The organism is Curtobacterium sp. VKM Ac-2861, assembly GCF_013204965.1.
GTDB lineage: Bacteria > Actinomycetota > Actinomycetes > Actinomycetales > Microbacteriaceae > Curtobacterium.
The window spans coordinates 223,792-249,510 of record NZ_JABMLA010000002.1 but is presented as its reverse complement, the minus strand read 5'-3'; the positions used below and the strand labels follow the sequence as shown (position 1 = coordinate 249,510).

Annotated in this window: 25 protein-coding genes; 17 read left to right on the top strand and 8 right to left on the bottom strand. The window is 70.6% G+C overall.

The features are described from left to right. Positions 1-8: 8 nt before the first annotated feature. Entirely contained in the window at positions 9-842 is an 834-nt protein-coding gene (locus tag HQQ88_RS05945; protein WP_173168929.1) for an ABC transporter permease, read from the bottom strand. After that, entirely contained in the window at positions 839-1,852 is a 1,014-nt protein-coding gene (locus HQQ88_RS05940; RefSeq protein WP_123293153.1) for an ATP-binding cassette domain-containing protein, read from the bottom strand. The genes HQQ88_RS05945 and HQQ88_RS05940 overlap by 4 nt, the downstream gene beginning before the upstream one ends. A 175-nt stretch (positions 1,853-2,027) precedes the next feature. Here HQQ88_RS05940 and truA point away from each other — a divergent pair, with 175 nt between their 5' ends. From truA to glmM, 5 genes are all read left to right on the top strand, one after another. Next, on the top strand, positions 2,028-2,915 hold the full coding sequence (gene truA / locus HQQ88_RS05935; RefSeq protein WP_235035853.1) for a tRNA pseudouridine(38-40) synthase TruA: 888 nt from the start codon (positions 2,028-2,030) through the stop codon (positions 2,913-2,915). Between the two features lie 81 nt (positions 2,916-2,996). Continuing rightward, entirely contained in the window at positions 2,997-6,095 is a 3,099-nt protein-coding gene (locus tag HQQ88_RS05930) for an ExeM/NucH family extracellular endonuclease (RefSeq protein WP_216834248.1), read from the top strand. 331 nt (positions 6,096-6,426) lie between these two features. Continuing rightward, a complete protein-coding gene (rplM, locus tag HQQ88_RS05925) occupies positions 6,427-6,873 on the top strand; it encodes a 50S ribosomal protein L13 (protein WP_071259898.1) in 447 nt (148 codons plus the stop codon). Positions 6,874-6,910: 37 nt separating this feature from the next. Further along, the gene (rpsI, locus tag HQQ88_RS05920; protein WP_111083442.1) at positions 6,911-7,396 is read left to right on the top strand and encodes a 30S ribosomal protein S9; all 486 of its coding nucleotides are present in this window, start codon (positions 6,911-6,913) and stop codon (positions 7,394-7,396) included. 22 nt (positions 7,397-7,418) lie between these two features. Next, on the top strand, positions 7,419-8,792 hold the full coding sequence (gene glmM / locus HQQ88_RS05915; protein WP_173168928.1) for a phosphoglucosamine mutase: 1,374 nt from the start codon (positions 7,419-7,421) through the stop codon (positions 8,790-8,792). Positions 8,793-8,877: 85 nt separating this feature from the next. Here the strand turns inward: glmM and coaA are convergent, their stop codons facing one another. Further along, the gene (gene coaA, locus HQQ88_RS05910) at positions 8,878-9,822 is read right to left on the bottom strand and encodes a type I pantothenate kinase (protein WP_173168927.1); all 945 of its coding nucleotides are present in this window, start codon (positions 9,820-9,822) and stop codon (positions 8,878-8,880) included. A gap of 27 nt (positions 9,823-9,849) precedes the next feature. Then, on the bottom strand, positions 9,850-10,335 hold the full coding sequence (locus tag HQQ88_RS05905; protein ID WP_111083439.1) for a glutathione peroxidase: 486 nt from the start codon (positions 10,333-10,335) through the stop codon (positions 9,850-9,852). Between the two features lie 70 nt (positions 10,336-10,405). Between HQQ88_RS05905 and glmS the strand changes: the two genes are divergently transcribed. From glmS to HQQ88_RS19825, 10 genes are all read left to right on the top strand, one after another. Then, positions 10,406-12,253 carry a glutamine--fructose-6-phosphate transaminase (isomerizing) gene (gene glmS, locus HQQ88_RS05900; RefSeq protein WP_173168926.1) on the top strand — a complete coding sequence of 616 codons (1,848 nt, stop codon included), beginning with the start codon at positions 10,406-10,408 and terminating at the stop codon, positions 12,251-12,253. A gap of 7 nt (positions 12,254-12,260) precedes the next feature. Further along, positions 12,261-12,635: a holo-ACP synthase gene (locus HQQ88_RS05895; RefSeq protein ID WP_123293157.1), complete on the top strand. Its 375-nt coding sequence runs from the start codon at positions 12,261-12,263 to the stop codon at positions 12,633-12,635. Next, entirely contained in the window at positions 12,632-13,735 is a 1,104-nt protein-coding gene (alr, locus tag HQQ88_RS05890; RefSeq protein WP_173168925.1) for an alanine racemase, read from the top strand. Before HQQ88_RS05895 ends, alr (HQQ88_RS05890) begins: the two co-directional genes overlap by 4 nt. Beyond that, positions 13,732-14,898, top strand: a complete 1,167-nt coding sequence (alr, locus tag HQQ88_RS05885; protein ID WP_173168924.1) for an alanine racemase — start codon at positions 13,732-13,734, stop codon at positions 14,896-14,898. Before alr (HQQ88_RS05890) ends, alr (HQQ88_RS05885) begins: the two co-directional genes overlap by 4 nt. After that, complete coding sequence (gene tsaE / locus HQQ88_RS05880) at positions 14,895-15,407, top strand: tRNA (adenosine(37)-N6)-threonylcarbamoyltransferase complex ATPase subunit type 1 TsaE (RefSeq protein ID WP_367916984.1); 513 nt, start codon at positions 14,895-14,897, stop codon at positions 15,405-15,407. The genes alr (HQQ88_RS05885) and tsaE overlap by 4 nt, the downstream gene beginning before the upstream one ends. A 51-nt stretch (positions 15,408-15,458) precedes the next feature. After that, entirely contained in the window at positions 15,459-16,055 is a 597-nt protein-coding gene (locus tag HQQ88_RS05875) for an NAD(P)H-dependent oxidoreductase (protein ID WP_173168923.1), read from the top strand. A gap of 135 nt (positions 16,056-16,190) precedes the next feature. Continuing rightward, entirely contained in the window at positions 16,191-16,826 is a 636-nt protein-coding gene (gene tsaB / locus HQQ88_RS05870; protein ID WP_111083432.1) for a tRNA (adenosine(37)-N6)-threonylcarbamoyltransferase complex dimerization subunit type 1 TsaB, read from the top strand. Beyond that, a complete protein-coding gene (gene rimI, locus HQQ88_RS05865) occupies positions 16,823-17,380 on the top strand; it encodes a ribosomal protein S18-alanine N-acetyltransferase (RefSeq protein ID WP_243837089.1) in 558 nt (185 codons plus the stop codon). Before tsaB ends, rimI begins: the two co-directional genes overlap by 4 nt. Further along, the gene (tsaD, locus tag HQQ88_RS05860; protein ID WP_111083431.1) at positions 17,367-18,422 is read left to right on the top strand and encodes a tRNA (adenosine(37)-N6)-threonylcarbamoyltransferase complex transferase subunit TsaD; all 1,056 of its coding nucleotides are present in this window, start codon (positions 17,367-17,369) and stop codon (positions 18,420-18,422) included. The genes rimI and tsaD overlap by 14 nt, the downstream gene beginning before the upstream one ends. A 141-nt stretch (positions 18,423-18,563) precedes the next feature. Next, positions 18,564-19,334, top strand: coding sequence for a DUF4190 domain-containing protein (locus HQQ88_RS19825; protein ID WP_173168922.1), 771 nt, complete (start codon positions 18,564-18,566; stop codon positions 19,332-19,334). Here the strand turns inward: HQQ88_RS19825 and HQQ88_RS05850 are convergent. Continuing rightward, positions 19,327-20,517, bottom strand: coding sequence for a class I SAM-dependent methyltransferase (locus HQQ88_RS05850; RefSeq protein WP_173168921.1), 1,191 nt, complete (start codon positions 20,515-20,517; stop codon positions 19,327-19,329). The genes HQQ88_RS19825 and HQQ88_RS05850 overlap by 8 nt on opposite strands. 160 nt (positions 20,518-20,677) lie before the next feature. Between HQQ88_RS05850 and groES the strand changes: the two genes are divergently transcribed. Next, positions 20,678-20,974 carry a co-chaperone GroES gene (gene groES, locus HQQ88_RS05845; protein WP_110893972.1) on the top strand — a complete coding sequence of 99 codons (297 nt, stop codon included), beginning with the start codon at positions 20,678-20,680 and terminating at the stop codon, positions 20,972-20,974. A gap of 154 nt (positions 20,975-21,128) precedes the next feature. Then, entirely contained in the window at positions 21,129-22,091 is a 963-nt protein-coding gene (gene rarD, locus HQQ88_RS05840; RefSeq protein WP_173168920.1) for an EamA family transporter RarD, read from the top strand. A 106-nt stretch (positions 22,092-22,197) separates the two neighbouring features. Here the strand turns inward: rarD and HQQ88_RS05835 are convergent, their stop codons facing one another. The 3 genes from HQQ88_RS05835 to guaB form a co-directional block, all read right to left on the bottom strand. Further along, positions 22,198-23,529 (bottom strand): ABC transporter substrate-binding protein, encoded by a 1,332-nt coding sequence (locus HQQ88_RS05835; protein ID WP_173168919.1) that lies wholly within the window; start codon positions 23,527-23,529, stop codon positions 22,198-22,200. A 191-nt stretch (positions 23,530-23,720) separates the two neighbouring features. Further along, complete coding sequence (locus tag HQQ88_RS05830; RefSeq protein WP_173168918.1) at positions 23,721-24,104, bottom strand: VOC family protein; 384 nt, start codon at positions 24,102-24,104, stop codon at positions 23,721-23,723. 74 nt (positions 24,105-24,178) lie between these two features. Continuing rightward, positions 24,179-25,681, bottom strand: a complete 1,503-nt coding sequence (guaB, locus tag HQQ88_RS05825) for an IMP dehydrogenase (RefSeq protein ID WP_123293173.1) — start codon at positions 25,679-25,681, stop codon at positions 24,179-24,181. Positions 25,682-25,719: the final 38 nt, after the last annotated feature.

Here is a 25,719-nt window from a genome sequence, read left to right as displayed (position 1 = left end):
CGCGCCCGTCAGGCCTTCCGCATGTACGCGCGGACCGTCAGCGGCGCGAACACCGCGACCACGACCGCTGCGCCGAGCAGGCTGATCCAGAGGTCGGCGCCCACCGTGCCGTGGTTCACGAGCTCGCGGACCGCCGTGATGAGGTGCGAGATCGGGTTCACCTCGGAGAACCAGCGCAGCCAGTCCGGCAGGGTGTCCGCCGGCACGAACGCGTTCGACAGGAACGTCAGCGGGAACAGCACCATGTTGGAGATGCCGGAGACGCTCGACGCCGTCCGCGCGACGACGCCGAAGTAGGCGAAGATCCAGCTGATCGCCCACGCGACGACGATGACCAGCAACCCGGCCAGGACGACCGCACCGAACCCGCCGGCGGGACGCAGACCCATGATGATGCCGACCGTGAAGGTGATCGTGGTGGCGATCGCGTACCGGACGGTGTCGGCGAGCAGCGCACCCGCGAGCGGGGCGATCCGGGCGATGGGCAGGGACTTGAAGCGGTCGAAGACGCCCTTGTCCATGTCCTCGCGGAGCTGCACGCCCGTGACGATCGACGACGTGATGTTCGTCTGCACCAGGATGCCGGGGATGATGATCGGCAGGTAGCTCGCGACGTCGCCCGCGATCGCACCACCGAAGATGTACGTGAACATCACGGTGAAGATGATCGGCATCAGGGTGACGTCGAACAGCTGCTCGGGGGTGCGCCGGACCTTGATCAGGCCGCGGTACGCCATCGTGAGCGACTGCCGGACGGTGGCGCCGAGGCCGGTCGCACCGACGCCGGGGCGCGGGGTGATCCGGGGCGCCGCGGTGCCCGTGGTGGTGGTGATGGTGGTCATGCGATGCTCCCTGCGAGTTCGCGGTCGGTGCTGTCGTTGTCGTCGTCGGTGCCGTCGTCGTCGGTGGTCGCCGGTGCGCCGGTGATCGTCAGGAAGACCTCGTCGAGGGTGGGCTTCTGCACGCTCATCTCGGCGAGGGTGATACCGGCCTCGCGGAACGACACCAACAGGTCCGTCACGCGGTCGGGGTCCGACATCGGTGCGGTGAGACGCGAGCCCTCGGGGCTGGCCACCGCGTCTACACCGAGGGTGTTCCGCACGATCGTGCGCGCGGCGTCGAGCCGGAGCGCATCGGTCAGGCGGAGCTGCAGTGACGAACTGCCGATCGAGGCCTTCAGCTCGTCGCTCGTGCCCTCGGCGACGACCTTGCCGTGGTCGATGACCGCGATGCGGTCGGCGAGCTGGTCCGCCTCGTCCAGGTACTGCGTCGTCAGCAGCACCGTCGAACCCGTCGCCACGAGCTCGCGGATGGTGTCCCACATCTGCGCACGGGTCCGGGGGTCGAGCCCCGTGGTCGGCTCGTCGAGGAAGATCAGCGGCGGCTGCGCGATGAGGCTCGCAGCCAGGTCGAGCCGGCGACGCATGCCACCGGAGAAGCCCTTGAGCGGGCGTGACGCGGCCTCGGTCAGCCCGAAGCGTTCGAGCAGCTCGACGGCCTTCCGCTTCGCGTCCGCGCGGGACAACCCGAGCAGGCGCGCGAAGATCACCAGGTTCTCGGTCGCGCTGAGCGTCTCGTCGACGCTGGCGTACTGACCGGTCACCCCGATCAGGGTGCGGACCGTCTGCGCCTCGCGCCGGACGTCGTGCCCGAAGATCCGGGCCTCGCCGCCGTCCGCCTTGAGCAGGGTCGCGAGCATGGAGATGGTGGTGGTCTTGCCGGCGCCGTTGGGACCGAGCACGCCGTAGACCGTGCCGGCCTCCACACGGAGGTCGACACCGTCCACTGCGCGGTTCGTCCCGAAGGTCTTCACGAGGCCGGAGGCCTCCACCGCGAGCGGTGTCGTGGTCATCGAAATGTCCTTTCGTCGATGTCGAGGACGATGGTGCCGCGGGGCGCTCACGCGGCACTGACGTGGCGCTGACACCGGTGGACAGCGCGCGTCAGCGGCGCAGCGGCCTTCGGTTGCGCAGACGGGTGTCCGCCGACTGCCGGGAGGCGCGGCGCAGCCCCGGTACGGTGGTCGCGTGGACGAGACGGCGGGCCCGCAGAGCGGCGGCGAGGTTGCCGGGATCCGGCTGCGGCTGGACATCGCGTACGACGGGGCCGCGTTCTCCGGGTGGGCCAGGCAGCCCGGGCTGCGGACCGTGCAGGGCGCGCTCGAGGCCGCCCTCGCCACCGTCTTCACCCGGTGGGGCGAGCCGCCACTGCTCACCGTCGCCGGACGCACCGACGCCGGCGTGCACGCCACCGGGCAGGTCGCCCACCTCGACCTGTCCGCCGAGCAGTGGGACGCACTCAGCGCCAAGCGCGGCACGGGGCGCTCGCCGCTGGACGGGCTCGTCAAACGCGTGAACGGCATCGCGGCACCCGAGGGCGACGTCGTCGTCACCCGGGCGTCGGTCGCGCCGGACGGGTTCGACGCCCGGTTCTCGCCGCTCTGGCGACGGTACGAGTACCGGATCGCGGACGCCGACGCCCCGCGCGATCCACGTCGGCGCGGGCACACGGTCTGGCACGGGGCGAGCCTCGACCCGGCAGCGATGGAGCGCGGTGCGCTGACGTTGTTGGGGCTGCACGACTTCGCGACGTTCTGCAAGCCGCGCGAGGGCGCGACGACCATCCGGACGTTGCAGGAGTTCCGCTGGGACCGCGAGCCGGACGGCGTGCTGGTGGCGCGCCTCCAGGCCGATGCGTTCTGCCACTCCATGGTGCGCGCGATGGTGGGGGCGACCATCGCCGTCGGCGAGGGACGGTTCGGGCCGGAACGGCTCGAGGAGCTCCGCGTCGCCGAGACGCGGACGAGCGCGTTCAAGACCGCTCCGGCGAAGGGGCTGACGCTGACCGAGGTGGGGTACCCGGCCGACGAGGAGCTCGCGGGGCGGGCGGAGCAGACGCGGGCGCGGCGGGAGTGAACGCCCGGTGCTGATGTTGCCGAACGCAATCATTCACCTGCGCGAAACCTGAGGGACTCCGCAGGTCGGTAGCGTGCGGGCATGCCCAACTCCCTCGGCCGCACTCTGCTGTGCGCCACGGCTGCCGCGACACTCCTCGCGGCCCCGCTCGTCACCGTCACCGCAGCGACCGCGAACCCCGAGGGGAGTGGCCTCGTCATCGAGGAGGCCTACCTGAAGGCGGGCAGCAACGGCGCCTTCTACAACCAGAAGTTCATCGAGATCGGCAACCCGACCGACGCCCCGGTGTCGCTCGACGGCTGGTCACTGCAGTACCGCTCGGCGACGAGCACCGGCGCCTTCTCGACGAGCGCGCTCGAGGGGACGGTGCCGGCCGAGGGCACGTTCCTGGTGTCGATGGCCGGCAACGGCGGGGCAACCGCAGCGGGTGCGGACCTGCCGACGGCGGACGACACCGCCTCGCTGAACCCGTCCGGCACCACGGGCACGCTCGTGCTGTCCGACGCCGCCACGCCGGTGGCGCTCGCCGCGGGACCGGTGACGACCGGCACCGCGGGCGTCGTCGACCTGCTCGGCTACGGGGCCTCGAACACCTTCGAGGGCACCGTGCGCACCGTCGAGGGTGCGAACGCCGTGCCGAACGGTCTGGCCCGCCAGGGCACGACGGACACCGACGACAACGGCGCCGACTTCTCGGTGACGACGACCCTGACCCCGCGGAACGCCGCGGGTGAGACGGCTGCGCCGACCGACCCGACCGAGCCCACGGACCCGACGGAGCCGACGGACCCCGGCGCCCCCGCCGAGGCCGTGACCATCGCGCAGCTGCAGGGCACCACGGACACCTCGCCCTACACCGGCAAGAACGTCACCACCGACGGTGTCGTCACCGCGGTCTACGCGTCCGGCGGCTTCAACGGCTACACGATCCAGACCCCGGGGACCGGCGGCGCGATCGACTTCGGCACCCACACCGCGTCCGACGCCGTGTTCGTCTACTCGTCCGCGACCGCCGGGCTCGTGGCCGAGGGCGACCACGTGCGGGTCACCGGTGCGGTCTCCGAGTACTTCGGCCTGACCGAACTGACGGTGTCGGGGGCATCCTCCCTCGAGAAGCTCAGCGGCACCGTCGCGGCGCCCCAGCCCGCGGCGGTCGCGTTCCCGTCGTCGGACGCGCAGCGCGAGTCGCTCGAGAGCATGCTCATCGCCCCGCAGGGCTCCTACACCGTCGCCGACAACTACACGACGAACCAGTACGGCGAGGTCGTGCTCGCCAGCGGCGCCGGCCGGCTCGTCCAGCCGACCGAGGTCGGTCGCCCCGGCAGCGCCGAGGCGACGGCTGCCGCGGCGTCCAACGCTGCGCGCAAGGTCACGCTCGACGACGGTGCCAGCACCAACTTCCTGACGAAGGCGAACCAGGGCATCCCGGTGTCGTGGCTCACCCAGGGCCCGGTCACCGTCGGTGCGACCGCCACGTTCGAGGGTCCGGTCGTCCTCGACTACCGCAACAGCGGGTGGAAGTTCCAGCCGACCGCGCCGATCACCGGTGCGACCCCGGCGGCGGACCTGCCCGCGTCGTTCTCGAACGTGCGGCAGGCGAAGCCGCAGGACGTCGGCGGCGACCTCAAGCTCGCCGGGTTCAACGTGCTGAACTACTTCCCGACCACGGGCGACCAGCTCACCGGGTGCTCGTACTACACCGACCGTGCGGGCGACCCCGTCACGGTGAACTCCGGCTGCGACGCCCGCGGTGCTGCCGAGGAAGAGGACTTCCTGCGCCAGCAGGTCAAGATCGTCAAGGCGATCAACGGCCTCGGTGCCGACGTCGTCTCGCTCGAGGAGATCGAGAACTCGGCGCGCTTCGGCCAGGACCGCGACGCCGCGGTCGCCACGCTCGTCGACGCCCTGAACGCCGCCACCGGCGAGGACACCTGGGCCTACGCGAAGTCACCCGCGACCGTCCCGGCGAGCGAGGACGTCATCCGCCTCGCGCTCATCTACAAGCAGGACCGCGTCGAACCCGTCGGCGAGTCGACGATCCTGCTCGACGACGCCTTCACGAACGCCCGGCAGCCCGTCGCGGACGCGTTCCGCCCCGTCGGCGGCACCGCGGACGACGACTTCCTGGTGATCGCGAACCACTTCAAGTCGAAGGGCTCCGGCACCGGCGAGAACGCCGACCAGGGTGACGGCCAGGGCGCCTCGAACGCCGACCGGGTGCGGCAGGCCAAGGCCCTCGTGACCTTCTCCACCGACATGCAGGCGCAGTACGGCACCGACAAGGTGTTCATGCTCGGCGACTTCAACGCCTACAGCAAGGAGGACCCGGTGGTCGTCCTCGACGACGCCGGTTACACCGACCTCGGCCCGGCGCTCGACGCCACCGAGTACTCGTACGTGTTCTCCGGCCTGAGCGGGTCGCTCGACCACGTGTTCGCGTCCCCGGCCGCCACCGAGACGGTCACGGGGGTGGACATCTGGAACATCAACTCGGTCGAGTCGGTGGGTCTGGAGTACAGCCGCTACAACTACAACGCGTCGGACCTGTACACCGACGACGTGTTCCGCGCGAGCGACCACGACCCGATCCTGGTCGGGTTCGACCTCGACGCTGCCGGCACGGACCCCGGGACCGACCCGACTCCGGTGCCGACCCCGACCCCGACGCCGGGTGACGGCGGCTCGACCCCGACCCCGACCCCGACGCCCACGTCGAAGCCGACCCCTGCTCCGACCCCGTCCGCGCCGAGCGCGGTGCCGCCGGTGGCCCCGTCGGAGACCGGTCTGACCGACGCGAACCGCGGGAGCGTCTCGGCGCCGTCGTCGGCTCGTGCGGGGGAGACCATCACGGTGACGGTCGGCTCGCAGTACGCGGGTGACGTCGTGAACGTGTGGCTGTACTCGACCCCGACGCTGCTCGGCACCGTGACGGTCGGCGCTGACGGCACGGTGCGCGTCACGATCCCGTCGGACACCCCCGCTGGTGCACACCGCCTCGCGGTGACGGCCGCGGACGGGAGCCTGATCGGCTGGACCCCGATCACGATCACCGCTGACGGGCAGCTCGCGTTCACGGGTGCCGAGGGCCTCGGTGTCGGTGCGCTCATCGCGTTCCTGCTGCTCGCCGCGGGTGCGGGCGTCCTGATCGTCCGCCGTCGCAAGGCGGCCGCTGCGGAGTAGTCCCCGCGCCCCACTGGGGTACTTCGTGAGCAGGAATGGTCGGGTTCGCCGTGCGCGACCCGACCATTGCTGCTCACCATGCGGGGGTGGGCGCGACCCCAGTGCGGACGGGAGGCCCGTGGCCAGGCCGCCACGTGCCTCCCGTCCGGCAGTAGCTGCGTTTGACCGACGCGACCCGCGTCGGCTAGGCTCTCACCTTGGTCTGTGCGCCACGCGCGCCGGACAGTCAGATGAGCCCTCCATCCGGGCGTTCCGCCGGCTTCTGCCGCGGGGAACCCCGACCGGAGTGGGATTCACGGACTCCTCACCTCGACACGAAAGCAGCACTCCTGTGACTCGCACGTTCTCACCGAAGCCGGCAGACGTCCAGCACGACTGGATCGTCATCGACGCGACCGACGTCGTCCTCGGCCGTCTCGCCACCCACGCCGCGGCGCTCCTGCGCGGCAAGCACAAGGCCACCTTCGCCCAGCACATGGACATGGGTGACTACGTCATCATCGTGAACGCCGACAAGGTCGCCCTGACCGGTTCGAAGCTCGCGAAGAAGGTCTACTACCGCCACTCCGGGTACCCGGGCGGCCTGACGGCGACCTCCTACCCGGAGATGCTCGAGAAGCACCCCACCCGCGCCGTCGAGAAGGCGATCCGCGGCATGCTGCCGAAGAACACCCTCGGTCGCGAGCAGCTCAAGAAGCTGAAGGTCTACGCCGGCGCGGAGCACCCGCACTCCGCGCAGCAGCCCAAGGCGTACATCTTCGACCAGGTCGCACAGTAGTTCCGGCCACGACGACTTCAAGGACATAGAGAAACTCATGGCTCAGATCGCTGATTCCCTCGACCAGACCCCGGAGAGCTTCACCACGGAGAGCGCACCCGCCGCTGCCGAGGCTGCTCCCCGTCAGATCCTCAACGTCTCCGGCGGTGCCGTCGGGCGCCGCAAGGAGGCCATCGCGCGCGTTCGCCTCGTTCCGGGCTCCGGCACGTTCGTCGTGAACGGTCGCTCGCTCGAGGACTACTTCCCGAACAAGCTGCACCAGCAGCTCATCAACGACCCGTTCAAGGTCCTCGAGCTCCTCGGCTCGTACGACGTCGTCGCCCGCATCACCGGTGGCGGCCCCTCGGGTCAGGCCGGCGCACTCCGCCTCGCCATCGCCCGCACGCTGAACGAGATCGACCGCGAGAACAACCGCGCGACCCTCAAGAAGGCCGGCTTCCTCACCCGTGACGCCCGCGTCATCGAGCGCAAGAAGGCCGGTCTCAAGAAGGCCCGCAAGGCTTCGCAGTTCTCGAAGCGCTAGTCGTCACCGGCTGAAGATCGCAATGCCGCGTCTGTTCGGTACCGACGGGGTTCGTGGTCTCGCCAACGGCGAGCTGACGGCCGCGCTCGCACTGGGTCTTGCCCAGGCGAGCGCGGCCGTCCTCACACACGGACACCATGCCGACGCCCGCCGGGCGTCCGGTCGACCGCGCCCGCGCGCGGTCCTCGCGCGTGACCCGCGCGTCTCCGGCGAGTTCCTCGGTGCCGCCGTCGCGGCCGGGCTCGCTTCCGCCGGCGTCGACGTGCTCGACGCCGGGGTCATCCCCACCCCCGCTGCGGCGTTCCTCGTCGCGGACATCGACGCCGACTTCGGCGTGATGATCTCCGCGTCGCACAACCCCGCCCCGGACAACGGGATCAAGTTCTTCGCCACGGGTGGTCGCAAGCTGCCGGACGAGGTCGAGGACCGCATCGAAGCGGCCATGCACGACCACTCCGCGCCGACCCCCACCGGCATCGACGTCGGCCGGATCACCCGGTTCGCCGACGCCGAGGACCGCTACGTCGTCCACCTGCTCGGCACGCTGCCGCACCGGCTCTCTGGGCTCCACGTCGTGCTCGACTGCGCCAACGGTGCTGCCGCCGGCGTCTCGCCCGAGGTGTTCGTGAACGCCGGGGCCCGCGTGACGCTCATCGGCGCCGAGCCCGACGGCTGGAACATCAACGACGGCGTCGGCTCCACCCACATCGACAACCTGTCCCGCGCCGTCCTGGCTGCCGGCGCAGACATCGGCATCGCGCACGACGGCGACGCCGACCGCTGCCTGGCGGTGGACGCCGCGGGCAACGCCATCGACGGTGACCAGATCATGGCGATCCTGGCGCTGTCGTTGCAGGAGCGCGGCCGGCTGAAGGACGACACCCTCGTCGCGACGGTCATGTCCAACCTCGGGCTCAAGCGCGCCATGGCCGACGCGGGCATCACCGTGATCGAGGCCGGCGTCGGCGACCGCTACGTGCTCGAGAAGATGAACGAGGGCGACTACTCCATCGGTGGCGAGCAGTCCGGCCACATCATCTTCAACGAGTACGCCACCACGGGTGACGGCATCCTGACTGGGCTGCACCTGGTCGCCGAGATGGCGCGCACCGGGAAGTCGCTGCAGGAGCTCGCTTCGTGCATGACGGTGTTCCCGCAGGTGCTGCTCAACGTGCGCGGGGTCGACCGGCACGGTCTCGCCGACCAGGGCGTGCAGGACGCGGTCGCCGCGGCTTCAGCAGCGCTCGGTGACACCGGTCGCGTCCTGCTCCGTCCGTCGGGCACCGAGCCGGTCGTGCGCGTGATGGTCGAGGCCGCCTCGCAGGACGATGCCCAGCGCATCGCCGAGGAGCTCGCCGCCGTCGTGCAGGAGCGCCTGGCGCTCGACGCCGCGTAGGCCGGAGCCTCGCGGAACCAGGTTCCGGACACAGCACTGGGTTCTTCCGTGGTGTGGTGTCCGGAACCTGGTTTCCGACGGCCGACTAGATCTTGCGGAGCAGGACCGAGTTCACCTTGTGGTCGGCGGCCTTCTTGAGCACCAGGGTCGCGCGGGACCGGGTCGGTAGGACGTTCTCGAGCAGGTTCGGTTCGTTGATCGCCCGCCAGACCTCGGTCGCCGTCCGGACCGCGTCGTCGCGCGACAGCGAGGCGAACCGGTGGAAGAACGAGTCCGGGCTCGAGAACGCCTCTTCCTGCAGGGCCAGGAACCGGTCGACGTACCAGGCCTCGATGTCCTTGGTCTTGGCGTCGACGTAGATCGTGAAGTCGAACAGATCGGACAGCGCGAGCCGCCCGTGCACCGGCGGGGCGAGCACGTTCAGGCCCTCGACGATGAGGATGTCCGGCTGGCGGACGACGATCTCGGCGTCCGGCACGATGTCGTAGACCAGGTGCGAGTAGTACGGCGCCCGGACCTCGGTCGCGCCGCTCTTCACCTGGCTGACGAACCGCAGCAGGGAGCGACGGTCGTAGGACTCCGGGAAGCCCTTCCGGTCCATGATCCCGCGACGCTCGAGCTCGGTGTTCGGGTACAGGAAGCCGTCGGTGGTCACCAGCTCGACCCGCGGGGTGTCCGGCCAGCGCTTCGTCAGCTCGCGGAGCAGTCGGGCGACGGTCGACTTGCCGACGGCGACGGAGCCCGCGACGCCGATGACGAACGGCGTGCGTCCGGCGCGGTCACCCAGGAACGCCGATGTCGACGCGTGCAGGTTGCGGGCGCCGGCCGCGTAGAGCGTCAGCAGCCGTGACAGCGGGAGGTAGACCTCCTGCACCTCCCGCATGTCCAACCGGTCGCCGAGCCCGCGCAGCTGCACGATCTCGGTCTCGGTGAGCGACAGGTGCTCCTTGGGTGCGAGCTGCGACCACTCGTGCCGCGGGATCTCCACGAACGGGGTCGGGTGCGCGACGGCGGTCTCCGGGATCGGCATGGGGACGAGCGTACAGACGGGTGACCGTCAGGCGGGCAGGGCGGCCTCGATGGCCGCGATCACCTCGGGGGCGTCCGGCTTCGTGGTCGGACGGAAGCGCGAGACGGTGCCGTCGGGGGCGACGAGGAACTTCTCGAAGTTCCAGCTGACCCGTCCGGCCTTGCCGTCGGCGTCCGGGGTCTCCTTGAGCGCCTGGTAGAGCGGGTGCGCGCTCTTGCCGTTCACCTTGACCTTCTCGGACATCGGGAAGGTGACGCCCCACGTGGTGGAGCAGTACTCGTCGATGGCCTCGGACGAGCCGAGCTCCTGCAGGAACTGGTTGCTCGGGAACCCGAGGACCGTGAAGCCGCGCGGGCCGTACTGCTTCTGGAGGGCCTCGAGCTGCTCGTACTGCGGAGCGAGACCGCACCGCGACGCCACGTTCACGACCAGCACCGCCTTGTCCGCGAACGAGCCGAACGTGGTGTCCTCGCCGTGCAGCGTGGTGATGGCGATGTCGTCGAAGCGTCCCATGGCCGAAACGTTATCCCCAGCCCTGCTGCTTCGCAGGGTCCGCGCTCAGGCAGACCGTAGGATCGCTTCCATGTGTGGAATCGTCGGCTACGTCGGCAGCAACAGCAGCCAGGACGTCCTCCTCGGTGGCCTCCGTCGCCTCGAGTACCGCGGCTACGACTCGGCGGGCATCGCCGTGGTCGACCCTGCGGGGGACCTCGTCTCCGCCAAGAAGGCGGGCAAGCTCCAGGCTCTCGTCGACGAGCTCGAGTCGTCGCCGATCCCGGACGGCACCACGGGCATCGGGCACACCCGCTGGGCGACCCACGGCGGCCCGACGGACGGCAACGCCCACCCGCACCTGGCCGACGGCGACAAGCTCGCCCTCATCCACAACGGCATCATCGAGAACTTCTCCGAGCTGCGCGCCGAGCTGCAGGCCGAGGGCATCGAGTTCCGCAGCGAGACCGACTCCGAGGTCGCCGCGCACCTGGTCGGTCGGGCGTTCCGCGAGACCGGTGACCTGACCGCCGCCATGCAGCAGGCCGTGCAGCGACTGGACGGGGCGTTCACGCTCCTCGTCGTGCACGCCGACCAGCCCGGCGTCGTCGTCGGCGCCCGTCGCAACTCCCCGCTCGTGGTGGGCCTGGGCGACGGCGAGAACTTCATGGGCTCGGACGTCGCCGCGTTCGTCGCCTACACACAGCGCGCGCTCGCGATCGGGCAGGACGAGATCGCCACGATCCGCCCCGACAGCGTCGACGTCATCCACTTCGACGGCACCCCGGCCACCCCGAGCGAGTTCGAGGTGAACTGGGACGCCTCCGCGGCCGACAAGGGCGGCTGGTCCTCGTTCATGGCGAAGGAGATCAGCGAGGAGCCCGAGGCCGTCGCCAAGACGATCCTCGGCCGCGTGCACGACGGTGCCGTCACCCTGACCGACCTCGACCCGATCGCCGAGCGTCTGGCCACGGTCGACCGCGTCATCGTGATCGCCTGCGGCACCGCTGCGTACGCCGGCATCCTCGGCAAGTACGCCATCGAGCAGTGGGCCCGGATCCCGGTCGAGGTCGAGCTCGCCCACGAGTTCCGCTACCGCGACCCGGTGCTGAACGACCGCACGCTCGTCGTCTCGATCAGCCAGTCCGGCGAGACGATGGACACGCTCATGGCCGTCAAGTACGCCCGCGAGCAGGGCGCGCAGGTGCTGTCGATCTGCAACACCCAGGGCGCGACGATCCCGCGCGAGTCCGACGCCGTGATCTACACGCACGCCGGGCCCGAGGTCGCCGTCGCGTCGACGAAGGCCTTCATCGCCCAGGGCGTTGCGCTGTACCTCCTGGGGCTGCACCTGGCCACCCTTCGCGGCACCATGACGGCGGAGCAGATCGCCGAGCAGGTCGCCGAGCTCGAGGGCCTGGCCCCGAAGCTGCAGCAGACCATCGAGGACGCCGCTGGCATCAAGGACCTGGCGCGCTGGATGGCGGACACCCGCAGCGTGCTGTTCCTCGGTCGCCACGTCGGCTACCCGATCGCGCTCGAGGGCGCGCTCAAGCTCAAGGAGCTCGCGTACATCCACGCCGAGGGCTTCGCTGCGGGTGAACTCAAGCACGGCCCGATCGCGCTCATCGAGCCCGGACAGATCGTCTTCGTCATCGTGCCGTCGCCGCGTGACCCGCGGTCGCTGCACCCGAAGGTCGTTTCGAACATCCAGGAGATCCGCGCCCGTGGTGCTCGCGTGATCGCCATCGCGGAAGAGGGCGACGCCGCCGTGCTGCCCTTCGCCGACGAGGTCCTGCGCATCCCGCTCGCGACCCCGCTGTTCGAGCCGCTGCTCGCCGTGGCGCCGCTGCACATGTTCGGCATGGAGCTCGCCGCGGCCAAGGGCCTCGACGTCGACCAGCCGCGCAACCTCGCGAAGTCGGTCACCGTCGAGTAATCGCACGATGATCATCGGCATCGGGGTCGACGTGGTGGACCTGGAGCGGTTCGAACGGGTGCTGTCGCGCACGCCGGCGATGCGTGCACGGTTGTTCACCCCGGCCGAGCAGGTCCGCGACGGCGAACAACGGCCGATCGCGTCGCTCGCTGCGCGGTTCGCGGCCAAGGAAGCCCTGATCAAGGCGTTCGGCTCCAGTGCCGGGCTCAGCTGGCAGGACCTCGAGGTCGTGTCGGACGACCAGCGAAACCCGTCGCTGACGCTGCACCAACAGGCGCGACAGGTGGCGGATGCGCGTGGCGTGACGAGCGTGCACCTGTCGCTCTCGCATGATGGAGGCATCGCGACCGCGTTCGTGGTCCTGGAGGGAACAACGAAGTGAGTGCGTTCACCGGCATCACGGTCGATCGTGAAGCGCTGATCGAGAACTACGCGACGATCGCCGAGCAGGTCGCACCGGCCGGCGTCATCGCGGTCGTCAAGGCGAATGCCTACGGCCACGGCGCGCTCGACGCCGCACGGGCCTTCGTGGACGCCGGTGCCGAGTGGCTCGGCGTCGCGGACATCGACGAAGCCGTCGCGCTCCGGCAGGGCGGCATCGACGAGGACGTCCGGATCCTCGCGTGGTTGCACGCCCCCGACGAGGACTTCCGCCGGGCAGCGCAGTACGACATCACCCCGGCGGTGTCGAGCGTCGAGCAGTTGTCCGCCGCTGCCGACTCCGAAGTCGGCGCCGTGCACATCTGCGTCGACACCGGCCTGAGCCGCAACGGTGCGGTCGAGTCCGAGTGGACCGAACTCTTCGCGACCGCCGGGGCCCTCGCCCGCGGTGGCAACCGCACCCGTGTCGAGGGGCTGATGTCGCACCTGTCGAACGCGTCGCGCACGGACGACCTCGACCAGGACGCCGCACTGCAGCGCGCACTCGACGGCCTGGCCGCCAGCGGGATCGTGCCCGACCTGGTGCACCTCGCCGCGAGTGCCGCGAGCATCGCCGTGCCGGAGACGCGCCGCGACCTGTCCCGCGTCGGGCTTGCCCTGTACGGCCTGAGCCCGTTCACCGACCGCACGTCGGCCGACCTCGGCCTCCGCCCCGCGATGCGTGTGACCGCTGCCGTGCTCCGCACCGTCGACGTCTCCGCCGGCGAGGGCGTGTCCTACGGCTACACCTGGCGGGCGTCGACCGACACCCGCCTCGCTGTCATCGGCCTCGGGTACGCCGACGGCTTCGACCGCGACTTCGGCAACCGGGTCTCGGTCCGCATCGGCGACCGCACGTTCCCGGTGGTCGGCCGGGTCGCGATGAACGCCATGCACGTGGACATCGGCGACGCCGACGTCAGCATCGGCGACGAAGCCGTGCTCTGGGGTGACCCGGCGAACGGCGACCCCGCGGTCGAGGACTGGGCCGCCGCGATCGGCACCATCAACTACGAGGTGGTCGCCCGGGTCGGCCACAGCGTGCACCGGAGGACGACGTGAGCTCCGCACCCCTGCGCCAGGCACGGATCGACCTGGACGCCTACCGCGCGAACCTCGACCTGGTCCGCGAGTGGATGGACCCCGTCGCGGTCATGGCGATCATGAAGGCCGACGCCTACGGCCACGGTCTGGAGCCGATCGCGCTCGCCGCGGTGGACGCCGGCATCCGGTGGATCGGGGTGCTCACGGTCCCCGCGGCCCTGCGTCTGCGGTCGATCGGCGTCGGTGAGGACGTCCACCTCTTCACCTGGCAGCACGACCCCGCCCTGGACTTCCGCGACGCCATCGACTCCGCCGTCGACCTCGGTGTCTCGAACGTGCCGGAGCTGCGGCGCGTCATCGACGCCGTCGACCAGCGACCCGCGCGCGTGCACCTCGGCTTCGACTCCGGGCTGCACCGCGACGGAGCGACCCCGGCGGCCTGGCCGGCGCTCGTGTCGCTCGCGCTGGACGCCCAGCGCGCCGGCCGCATCGAGGTCGTCGCGGCGTACACGCACCTGGCGGAGTCCTCGGACCAGGACGACGCCGACGCCGTGGCGCTCTTCGACGCCGCCGTGGAGCAGGCCGACGACCTCGGGCTCGACCTCCCGATGGAGCACGTCGCCGCCTCGCTCGCCGGGTTGGAGCGCAAGGAGTTCCGCAAGGACATGGTCCGGATGGGCGCCAACCTGTTCGGCATCCCCGGCGCGGACGGTGTGTCGGCGGCCGACCTCGGGCTCGAACCCGTGATGACCTTGACGGCGTCGGTCGCGAAGACCAAGCGGGTGCCCGTCGACACCGGCGTCTCGTACGACTACACGTACCGCACCGCCTCGGAGACCACCCTCGCGCTCGTGCCCGTCGGGTACGCGGACGGCGTTCCCCGACTGGCGCAGGGCCGCATCGAGGTGGCGATCGGCGGCAAGCGCTACCCGATCGCCGGCCGTGTGGCCATGGACCAGTTCCTGGTCGACGTCGGCGACGACGACGTCCGCACCGGCGACACCGTGACCCTGTTCGGCACCGGCGAGCACGACGAGATGACCGTCCTCGACTGGGGCCGTTCGCTCGGCACCATCGGCGAGGAGATCGTCTGCCGCATCGGGACCCGCGTGCCACGGTTCTACGAGGGCCACGACATCGAGGGACGCGTCGGGGAGTACCTGCGGGGCGACCAGTCGTGACCGGCGCCGCTCGGGTCCTGCTGGACACCGCCGTCGACGGCACCGATGCGATGGGCCAGCTCGGGGCGCGGTTGGCCGCGGTCCTGCGTGCCGGGGACCTGGTCGTGCTGACCGGTCCGCTCGGCGCCGGCAAGACGACGCTGACCCGTGGCCTCGGTGCCGCCCTCGGCGCGCGTGGCCAGGTGTCGAGCCCGACCTTCGTCCTCGCCCGGACGCACCCCACCAGCGCCGGACCGGACCTGGTGCACGTCGACGCGTACCGGCTGTCCGACCCCGTCGAGCTCGACGACCTCGACCTCGACTGGGATGCGTCGATCGTCGTGGTCGAGTGGGGCCGCGGCATGGTCGACGGGATCAGCGACAGCGTGCTCGACGTCGAGATCACCCGTGCCACCGGTGCCGACGTCTCCGGCACCACCGAGGCCGACGACCCCGACGACGTCCCCGACGAACCCCGCCGCGTCGTCGTCACCGCGACCGGGCCGCGCTGGGCCGACGTCTCGCTCTGATCCAGCGCCGACGATCCAGGCATCGGGCAGCCTCCACGGTGAAGATGGACCGTGCCCACGCTCATCGTCACCGCCCACCCGGACCCCGATTCGCTGACGAGCCACCTCGCGCAGCGTCTCCGCGACGCGTTGCCCGCGGGTTCCGTCGAGATCGCCGATCTGGCCGCCGAGGACTTCGACCCGCGCTTCACGCTCGCCGACCGTCACACCTACCGCACCGGTGACGACACCCCGGGCGACATCGTCGCCGAGCAGCGTCGCATCGACCAGGCAACCGACCTCGTCCTGGTGTTCCCGGTCTGGTGGTGGTCGATGCCCGCGCTGCTCAAGGGCTGGATCGACCGCGTGTTCGTCAACGGGTGGGCCTTCGACGTCGACCCAGATGGCGGCATGCGACGGAACCTCGGCCGGTTGCGGGTGCACCTGGTGCCGATCGCCGGGGACGACGCAGGCGTCTACGAACGCCACGGGTACGGCGAGGCCTTCCGGACGCAGGTCGAGCACGGCATCGTCGACTACTGCGGTGCCCGTCGCGGCGTCACCGCATTCGTCCACGAGTCCGAACACGACGACACCGAGGTCCGTGAGCGCGCGGTCGCCAGCGCCATCGACACCGTTCGCCGTGCAATCACGACGGACAACGCGTGACCATCTGCAAGTTCCGTCGGAACTTACAACTCAAAGCCCGTTTTGCTTATGATGACGGGATGCGCCGAGAAGACGCGGTCGCTGGCAGCCTCGACGAGGACTGACCCCTCGCCGCACCCCGCCTACGATGGACGGGTGCTCCTCGCCATCGACACCTCCGCCGGAACCTCCGTGGCCGTCGTCGACCCGGCCACCGGCACGCCCCTCGCGACCCGCGACACCGAGGACAGCCGCCGGCACGCCGAGGTGATCGGCCCGTTCCTGGCCGAGGCGCTGGCCGAAGCGGGCATCACCGGCGCGGACGTCACCGGCGTCGTCGCCGGCATGGGCCCCGGCCCGTTCACCGGTCTGCGCGTCGGCATCGCCGCCGCCCGCACCTTCGCCGCCGCGGTCGGCGTTCCCGTCCTGCCGCTCGTCAGCCACGACGCGGTCGCGGCCGACGAGCGCGACGGCCGACGGGACGGACCGTTCGTCGTCCTGACGGACGCCCGCCGGCGCGAGGTCTACTGGAGCGCGTACGACCAGACCGGCACGCGCGTTGCGGGTCCGGGTCTCGCCAGGCCCGCCGATCTCGACGAGGCGATCCGTGCCTCCCGGCCCGAAGCGGTGGGCTGGGACCGCGTGACGGCCCTGTCCATCCCTGCCTGGAGGCTCGGATCACTCGCCGCGGACCGCCTGCGGTCCGGCGCGGGGTTCGACCAGGACACCCCCCTCTACCTGCGGGAACCCGACGTCACGGTGCCGGGTGCGCCGAAGCGGGTGAAGCAGTGACGGTGCCGGACGGGCTCCGCCTGCGGCGGGCGCACCCGCAGGACCTCGACGACATCATGTGGCTCGAGCACGTCTCGTTCCCGACGGACGCCTGGTCGGCGTCGCAGATGTCGGGCGAGCTGTACTCGCCGCACGGGTACTACGTCGTCATCGAGACCGTCGACGACTCGGCCGCGCCGTCGGTCGTCGGGTACGCCGGACTGTCCTCGTTGGCGGGCAACCCGGTCGCCGACGTGCAGACCATCGCGGTCGCAGCCGAGCAGCGCGGCAAGGGACTCGGGCGGGTGCTCTTCACGGACCTGCTCGACGAGGCCCGTCGCCGCGGTGTGCGCGAGGTGTTCCTCGAGGTCCGCGCCGACAACCCCGTCGCGCAGTCGATGTACACGGCGTTCGGGTTCGAGCACATCGCGACGCGGCCGCGGTACTACCAGCCGGACGGCGTCGACGCGTGGGTGATGCGGGCGGAGCTGCCGGTCGCAGCAGACGCGGCGCCGACGCCGACGGCGTCGACCGTCGGCCCGATCGGACAGGAGGCGCTCGATGAGCGTGGCTGAACCACTGGTGCTCGGCATCGAGACGAGCTGCGACGAGACGGGTGTCGGGATCGTGCGGGGGAGCACCCTGCTCGCGAACGTCATCGCGTCGAGCATGGACGAGCACGCCCGGTACGGCGGCGTCGTGCCCGAGGTCGCCGCGCGGGCCCACCTCGAGGCGATGACCCCGACGCTGCACGAGGCACTCGAGCGGGCCGGGGTCACCCTCGACGAACTCGATGCCGTCGCGGTCACCGCCGGGCCGGGGCTGGCGGGCGCGCTCATGGTCGGGGTCGGTGCCGCGAAGGCGCTCGCCGTCGCCACCGGCAAGCCCCTGTACGGCGTGAACCACCTGGTCGGGCACGTCGGCGCCGACGTCCTGCGCACGGACGGCAGCGACATCGAGCTGCCGACGATCGCGCTGCTGGTGTCCGGCGGGCACACCTCGCTGCTGCTCGTGAAGGACCTGGTCGGCGACGTCGAACTGCTCGGCGAGACCATCGACGACGCCGCGGGTGAAGCGTTCGACAAGGTCGCACGGCTGCTCGGCCTGCCGTACCCCGGCGGGCCGCAGATCGACCGCGCCGCGGCGGACGGCGACCCGAAGGCCATCCGGTTCCCCCGCGGCCTGACGTTGCCGAAGGACCTGGCCGCGCACCGGTACGACTTCTCGTTCTCCGGGCTGAAGACCGCCGTCGCCCGCTGGGTCGAGCGCTGCCGCGACGAAGGCCGCGAGGTGCCCGTGGCCGACGTCGCCGCGAGCTTCCGCGAAGCCGTCGTCGACGTCCTGCTGACCAAGGCCCTGAACGCGTGCCGCGACACCGGCGTGGACCGGCTCCTGCTCGGTGGCGGTGTGGTCGCGAACGCTCGGCTGCGGCAGGTCGCCGAGGAGCGGTGCGCCGCCGCGGGTGTGCAGCTGCGGATCCCGCCGTTCGACCTGTGCACGGACAACGGCGCCATGATCGCGGCCGTCGGCGCACGGCTGGTCGCCGAGGGGCACGCGCCGAGCGACCTCGGGATCGCGGCCGACTCGACGTTGCCGGTGACGACCGTCCAGGTCTGAACCGTCCGGGCACCGTCCAGGTCTGAACCGTCCGGGCACCGACCCGGTCTGAACCGTCCGCGCTCCGACCGGTCGGCCCTCGGGTGCCTGTGGGAGGATTCACGTGGCGTCGGAGAGACCGGGCGCCGAGAGGGGTTGACGGTGTCCGATCAGAACGAGTGGCCGAAGCCGGGCGAGACGACGCCGGGCGGCACGACCGGCAGGCAGCCCGAGGGGACGCCCGCTCCGGATGCACCGCAGGCCCCCGACGCACCCCAGGCCCCGTCGGCTCCCGAGCAGCCGCAGCAGTCCAACCCGTACGGGCAGCAGCAGCCGTCGAACCCGTACGCGGCTCCGCAGCAGCCGAACCCGTACGGTCAGCCGCAGCAGTCCAACCCGTACGGCCAGCCGCAGCCGTCGAACCCGTACGCGGCTCCGCAGCAGCCGCAGAACCCGTACTCGGCACCGCAGGCGCCGCAGGACCCGTACGGCGCCGCCCAGAACCCGTACGGCCAGCAGAACCCGTACGCGCAGCAGCAGGGCGGCCAGAACCCCTACGCGCAGCCGCAGCAGCAGCCGTACGCGCCCGCGGGTGCCTACGGTCCGACGGGGTACCAGCCCTACGCGCAGCGCCCGAAGACGAACACGCTGGCGATCCTGTCGATCGTGTTCGGACTCGCCGCGGTCCCGATGTGGTTCATCGCGATCCTGCTCGGCCCCGCCGGCGCGATCCTCGGCCACGTCGCGCTCGGCAAGATCAAGCAGAACGGTGAGGCCGGCCGAGGGCTCGCCCTGACCGGCATCATCGCCGGCTGGGTGATGACCGGCGTCTGGCTGATCTGGATCGCCTTCATCATCTTCCTCGGCGTGATCGGCCAGAGCTCGTACTCCGACTACGGCTACGACTCGGGGACCGGCGCGTTCCTCAGCTGAGCCGCTCGCACAGGATCGCGCTGTGCCGGCCCTCGAGCCGGGTGAGCACGAGGGTCACACGACCGGTCCCGCGCAGCCGCAGGCGCTTGCGGAACTGCGCCGGGTCGACGTCGACGCCGCGCTTCTTGATCTCGACGGTGCCGATGCCGTCGGCGGCGAGCCGCGCTGACAGGCGCTTCACGTCGAGCGGCATGGTGTCGAGCACCCGGAAGCCCTGGGCGAAGGGCGTCGACACGGCACGGTCCGAGGTGACGTAGGCGATCCCGTCGGAGAGCATGTGGCCGTCCAGGGTGCGGGCGAGGTCGCCGATGAGCCGTGCGCGGATGACGGCGCCGTCCGGCTCGTACAGGTAGGCTCCGAGCGGCCCCACCTCGGCGTCGTCCGAGTCTGCCGGGCCGGTCATCTCGGCGATGCCGTGTGCACCGATGACGGTCGCCGCTCGGCGGATGCCCGGTCGTGCGAGGGGTCCGAACCACAGCGCGAGCTCGACGACCTCGCGGTCGACGGACGTCCACTGCGCCTCGGCGGTGTCCGGGATCAGGTCGCGGTCGATGCCCGGCCCGAGCTTCACGCCGGTCGGCGTCGTCGTCGCGGTGGCGAACACGGTGTCCAACGAGGGTGACCAGTCGTCCGGGTCGGCCAGCCGGTGGGTGTCGGAATGGCCGGAGGTCCGACGTGCGGGGTCCATCCAGATGCCGTCGACGCGGGAGACGTCGAACGAGGCCGCGTCGCCGAGTTCGACCCGGGCGTTCGGCCACACCGCGAGGTTGTGCGTGGCGACCGCCGCGGTGACCTCGTCACGGTCGACCGCCGTGACGTCGAGGTCGAGGGCCGCCATCGCCATCGCGTCGCCGCCGATCCCGCACCCGAGGTCGGCGACCCGGGTCAGCCCGGCAGCGGCGAAGCGCCCGGCGTGCTGCGCGGCGACCTGCAGGCGGGTGGCCTGCTCGAGTCCGGCCTCGGTGAAGAGCATGCGTCCGGCGAAGTCGCCGAACTTGCCACGGGCCTTCTGCCGGAGCTTTGCCTGGGTCAGGACCGCCGCGACGAGCTGCGGGTCGTGCCCCTCGGCTCGGAGCCGCGACACCACTCGGACGATCTCGCCGCCGTCCGAGACGCCGGGGGTACGGTCGAGCAGGGCCATCCCGTCGGGGGTCAGCAGTGCGGCGAGTTCGGCGGCTTCCATGTCCCGATCCTCCCAGGTGCTGGATGTTCCCCTGATGTGCTGGCACTCGGATTGACCGAGTGCCAGTGGCCCCCTAGAGTTGGCGTTGGCACTCTCCTGTGCGAAGTGCCAACCCGGTTTTCATCTGTACCGAGTCCGTACCGAGAAAGAAGAGGTCACCGTGGCCGTCAGCATCAAGCCGCTCGAGGATCGCATCGTCATCCGCCAGGTCGAGGCGGAGCAGACCACTGCATCCGGTCTGGTCATCCCCGACACCGCGAAGGAGAAGCCCCAGGAGGGCGAGGTCGTCGCCGTGGGCCCCGGTCGCATCGACGACAACGGCAACCGCGTCCCGCTGGACGTCGCCGTGGGTGACAAGGTCATCTACTCCAAGTACGGCGGAACCGAGGTCAAGTACTCGGGCGAGGACCTGCTGGTCCTGTCGGCCCGCGACGTCCTCGCGGTCGTCGTCAACTGAGTCCAGTACTCCACGCGAACGCCCCGTTCGGCCTGTCGGCCGGCGGGGCGTTCGTGCGTCTGCGGGCTTCCGGCGGGTCCGTCGCGTGCACGTGCTCCGACCGGGAGGCCCGTGGCACGCCCGGCCCGTCGGTGGCCGTTCCTAGGATGGTTCCGTGAGTGAACCGAGTCCCGCGCGACCCGTCCGCAGCGAGGCATCCGTCGGCGTGGTGCAGGCGATCATCGCGTACGGGCTCTGGGGCCTCATGCCCCTGCTCTTCGCGGCGATGGCCCCGGCCGGCGCGTTCGAGATCGTCGCCTGGCGGATCGTCTTCGGGCTGGTGTTCTGCGCGGTCGCGATCGCCGTCACCCGCTCGTGGCTCCGGACCCGCACCCTGATGGTGCAGCGCCGGGTGATGGCCGTGATGGGGCTGGCCGCGGTCCTGATCCTGGTGAACTGGACCGTGTACGTCCTGGCGACCACGACCGGCCACACCGTCGAGGCTGCCCTCGGGTACTTCATCAACCCCCTCGTCACCATCGCGCTCGGCGTCGTCGTGCTCCGCGAACGCCTGCGGCCGGCGCAGTGGGCCGCGGTCGGCATCAGCGTCGTGGCGGTCGTCGTGATCGCCGTCGGCTACGGCCAGGTGCCGTGGATCTCGCTCGTGCTGGCGTGCTCGTTCGGCCTGTACGGCCTGGTGAAGAAGCGGGTCGGTGGCACGGTCGACGCGCTGAGTGGTCTGACGATCGAGACCGTGTGGCTGCTGCCGATCGCGGTCGTGGCGCTGGTCGTGCTCGGCGCGACGGGGCTCGGCGGCGGCGTGACGTTCACGAGCGAGGGCTGGGTGCACGTCCTCGTGACGGTGCTCACCGGTCCGGCGACGGCGGTCCCGCTCCTGCTGTTCGCCTCGTCGGCGCGGCGGGTGAGCCTGTCGACCCTCGGGCTGACGCAGTACCTCGCGCCCGTGATGCAGCTGCTCGTCGGTGTCGTGGTGCAGCACGAGGCGATGCCGCCCGCGCGCTGGTTCGGCTTCGGCATCGTGTGGTTGGCACTCGTGGTGCTGACGGCGGACTCGTTCGTCGCCGCGCGGGCGTCCCGTCGCCGAGCGCTCGCACCTGCTCCGGCCGAGCCCGCCTGACGGACGCACCCCGGGCCTCCCGTCCGCCCGTCCCACACGCGAAAGCGACAGTTCCCTGCGGATGATCCGCAGGGAACTGTCGCTTTCGTGAGGTGGAGCCGGTGCCCTACTTCTTGACCGCGCCCTGGATGGCGCTCTGGTAGACGGGCTTGTTGTCGCCGTCGAACTTGTAGATGCCGATGTAGGCGCTCGACGGGTCGTTGTTGTCGTCGAACGGACCGATGCCGGACGGGCCGGTGTAGTGGATGTCCTCACCGTCGTCGAGGAGCGCGACGCACTCCTTGTACGTGGCGCATTCGGTGCCGCCGTCCGCTCCGGAGACCGCGGCCATGTTGGCCTGGATCGTGCCCGAGTCGGTGCCCTTGCCCTTCACCGCGGCGAGGGCGGCGAGGACGGTGGCGTCGTAGGACTCCGCCGCGTACGAGTAGTCGGCGAGCGTCTTGTTCGACGAGTCCTTGTAGAAGGCGGACAGCTGCTTCTTGAAGTCGTCCTTCGGCGAGGCACCGGGGATGGTGCCCTGGGCGCCGGTCAGGGTGCCCTTGTCGAAGTCCTTCGAGTAGTCCGCCGTGTTGCCGTCGGACATGTAGATCTTCGCCGTGTTCCCCTGCGAGACGAGCTCCGGGATGATCGACTTCGTCTCGTCGAAGGCCAGGACGACGATCGCGTCCGGCTTGGCTGCGAGTGCGGCCGTCACCTCGGACGAGAACGTGGTCTGACCGGGCGGGAACTCCTGGCCCTCGCCCTTGCCGCCGTAGACGACCTGGCCACCAGAGGCCTCGACCGCGGACTGCACCGAGTTGCGGAGGCCCGTGCCGTAGGTGTCGTTGAAGACGAGGAACGCGACCTTGGCGTTGCCGTCACCGGTCACGAGCTGACCGAGTGCCGAACCCTGCACGGAGTCCGGCGGAGCGGTCCGGTAGTAGTACGACGAGTAGCCGGACAGGTCGCTCGCGGTGTTCGCGGGTGAGATCTCGACGATGCAGTTGCTGGTGAGCTGGTCGATGACGTTGAGCGTGACCGACGAGGACTCGGCGCCGATCGCGACCGGGACCTTCGCGTTCACGAGCTTCGTCGCCGCCGAGCTCGACACGGTCATGTCGTTGCTGTCGCCCGAGTCCGTCGCCGGGTCGATGGTGACGTCCTTGTCGAGGACGCCGCCCGCGGCGTTGATGTCCTTCACCGCGAGGCCGACACCGGACTCGGCCGGCGGGTTCAGGTACGCCAGCGAACCGGTGAGCGGCAGGATCGTGCCGATCTTCAGCGCATCGGTGCTGGGGGTGTCGGGGGCCTTGCAACTGGCGGCGGGGTCCTTCTTCGCACCGCTCGACGCCGAGCTGGACGGGGAGTCGCCGCTGCTGGTGGTGGAACACGCGGCGAGCAGGACGGCTACTGCGCCTGCCAACGCCAGTGCCGTGGTGGCACGGGTGGTTCTGATCATCCGTGGAGCCCTTTCTCTGCGCGGAGGCCGTGCCGCTTCGGGTCGAACGCGGCGCCTCCACTGGATGTCGAGAAACGTAGGGTCCCGGTGTTTCGCCCGTGTGACGGGGCGGTACGGAAAGTGTTTCGTTACCGAGCCGTGATCGTTTCTGTGCGGAGGATCAGGGATCGGCGATCCGGGCAGCCCGCGCGTCAGCCGTCGAGTTCAGCCACGGAACGCAGCACGCAGAACTCGTTGCCCTCCGGATCGGCGAACACCACCCACCCACCGTCGTCGTGTCGGAGGTCCGCGAGTTCGGTCGCACCGATGCCCCGCAGCCGCTCCACCTCGGCATCGCGCGTGCGGTCGGTGGGACGCAGGTCGAAGTGGATCCGGTTCTTCACGGACTTCGCCTCGGGCACCTGGATGAACAGCACCTGGTGCGAGCCGTCGGGAGCGGTGATCATGCACTCCTCGTGCCCGGGGCCGTTCGGGTCGTCGGTGATGTCGACGTAGCCGAGGACCTGCTTCCACCACTCCGACAGGGCGAAGGCGTCACGGCAGTCGATCGTGGTGTGGGAGACGGCGCTGACCATGCCGTGACACTACTGCCGGCAGACGACGAACGCCCCGCTCCGGTGGGGAGCGGGGCGTTCGGGGTGCAGTCGGCTCAGCTGCGGTAGTTCGGTGCCTCGACGACCATCTGGACGTCGTGCGGGTGCGACTCCTTGAGCCCGGCAGCCGTGATGCGGACGAACTTGCCGCGGGCCTTGAGCTCCGGGATCGTGCGGCCGCCGACGTAGAACATCGACTGCCGGAGTCCACCGGTGAGCTGGTACACGACGTTGCCGACCGAGCCGCGGTAGGGCACCTGGCCCTCGATGCCCTCGGGGATCAGCTTGTCGTCGTTGGGGACGTCCGCCTGGAAGTAGCGGTCCTTCGAGTACGAGGTCTTCTTGCCGCGGGTCTGCAGTGCGCCCAGGGAGCCCATCCCGCGGTACGCCTTGAACTGCTTGCCGCCCACGAAGACCAGGTCGCCGGGGGACTCGTCCGTGCCGGCCAGCAGCGAACCGAGCATGACGGTGTCGGCACCGGCCACCAGGGCCTTGGCGATGTCGCCCGAGTACTGCAGGCCACCGTCGGCGATGATCGGCACGCCGGCCTCGCGCGCAGCCAGGGACGCCTCGTACACGGCGGTGACCTGCGGGACGCCGACGCCGGCGACGACGCGGGTGGTGCAGATCGAGCCGGGTCCGACGCCCACCTTGACGGCGTCGACACCGGCGTCGATGAGCGCCTGCGCACCGGCACGGGTCGCCACGTTGCCGCCGATGACGTCGATGTCCGCGAAGGACGGGTCGGCCTTGAGACGGCGCACCATGTCGAGCACGCCTTCGCTCTCGCCGTTGGCGGTGTCGACGACGAGCACGTCGACGCCCGCGTCACGCAGGGCCTCGGCACGCTGCCAGGCGTCGCCGAAGAAGCCGATCGCGGCACCGACGCGCAGTCGGCCCTCGTCGTCCTTGGTGGCGTCCGGGTACTGCTCGCTCTTGTCGAAGTCCTTGACGGTGATGAGGCCGCGGAGCTTGCCCTCGGCGTCCACCAGCGGAAGCTTCTCGATCTTGTGCTGCGCGAAGATCGCGATGGCTTCTTCGGGGTCGATGCCCTCCATCGCGGTGATCAGCGGCGCCTTGGTCATGACGTCGCGCACGAAGGTGGTCGACTGCTCGAACGTCGCCACGAACCGCATGTCGCGGTTGGTGATGATGCCGACGAGGGTGCCGTCCGCTTCGACCACGGGCAGGCCGGAGACCCGGAACTGTCCGCAGATCGCGTCGACCTCGGCCACGGTGGCGTCCGGGGTGGTGGTCACCGGGTTGGTGATCATGCCCGACTCGGAGCGCTTGACCTTGTCGACGTAGGCCGCCTGGTCCTCGATGGAGAGGTTGCGGTGGAGGATCCCGATGCCACCCTGCCGCGCCATGGCGATGGCCATGCGGGCTTCGGTGACGGTGTCCATCGCTGCGGAGAGCAGCGGGACGTTGACGGAGATCCGCCTGGTGAGCCGGGACGCGGTGGACGCCTCGCTCGGGATGACGTCGGTGTGCCCCGGCAGGAGCATGACGTCGTCGTACGTGAGTCCGATGAATCCGAACGGATCCGGCTGGTCCATGGGTCCCCTTCGTGGGCGAGTGAAGTGGTCGAGACACC

Excerpts from the sequence above, each read along its gene's own strand:
- HQQ88_RS05945 (WP_173168929.1), bottom strand. The coding sequence starts at position 842 with ATGACCACCATCACCACCACCACGGGCACCGCGGCGCCCCGGATCACC.
- HQQ88_RS05940 (WP_123293153.1), bottom strand. The coding sequence starts at position 1,852 with ATGACCACGACACCGCTCGCGGTGGAGGCCTCCGGCCTCGTGAAGACC.
- HQQ88_RS05930 (WP_216834248.1), top strand. The coding sequence starts at position 2,997 with ATGCCCAACTCCCTCGGCCGCACTCTGCTGTGCGCCACGGCTGCCGCG.
- rpsI (WP_111083442.1), top strand. The coding sequence starts at position 6,911 with ATGGCTCAGATCGCTGATTCCCTCGACCAGACCCCGGAGAGCTTCACC.
- glmM (WP_173168928.1), top strand. The coding sequence starts at position 7,419 with ATGCCGCGTCTGTTCGGTACCGACGGGGTTCGTGGTCTCGCCAACGGC.
- coaA (WP_173168927.1), bottom strand. The coding sequence starts at position 9,822 with ATGCCGATCCCGGAGACCGCCGTCGCGCACCCGACCCCGTTCGTGGAG.
- HQQ88_RS05905 (WP_111083439.1), bottom strand. The coding sequence starts at position 10,335 with ATGGGACGCTTCGACGACATCGCCATCACCACGCTGCACGGCGAGGAC.
- glmS (WP_173168926.1), top strand. The coding sequence starts at position 10,406 with ATGTGTGGAATCGTCGGCTACGTCGGCAGCAACAGCAGCCAGGACGTC.
- HQQ88_RS05895 (WP_123293157.1), top strand. The coding sequence starts at position 12,261 with ATGATCATCGGCATCGGGGTCGACGTGGTGGACCTGGAGCGGTTCGAA.
- tsaD (WP_111083431.1), top strand. The coding sequence starts at position 17,367 with ATGAGCGTGGCTGAACCACTGGTGCTCGGCATCGAGACGAGCTGCGAC.
- HQQ88_RS05850 (WP_173168921.1), bottom strand. The coding sequence starts at position 20,517 with ATGGAAGCCGCCGAACTCGCCGCACTGCTGACCCCCGACGGGATGGCC.
- HQQ88_RS05835 (WP_173168919.1), bottom strand. The coding sequence starts at position 23,529 with ATGATCAGAACCACCCGTGCCACCACGGCACTGGCGTTGGCAGGCGCA.
- HQQ88_RS05830 (WP_173168918.1), bottom strand. The coding sequence starts at position 24,104 with ATGGTCAGCGCCGTCTCCCACACCACGATCGACTGCCGTGACGCCTTC.
- guaB (WP_123293173.1), bottom strand. The coding sequence starts at position 25,681 with ATGGACCAGCCGGATCCGTTCGGATTCATCGGACTCACGTACGACGAC.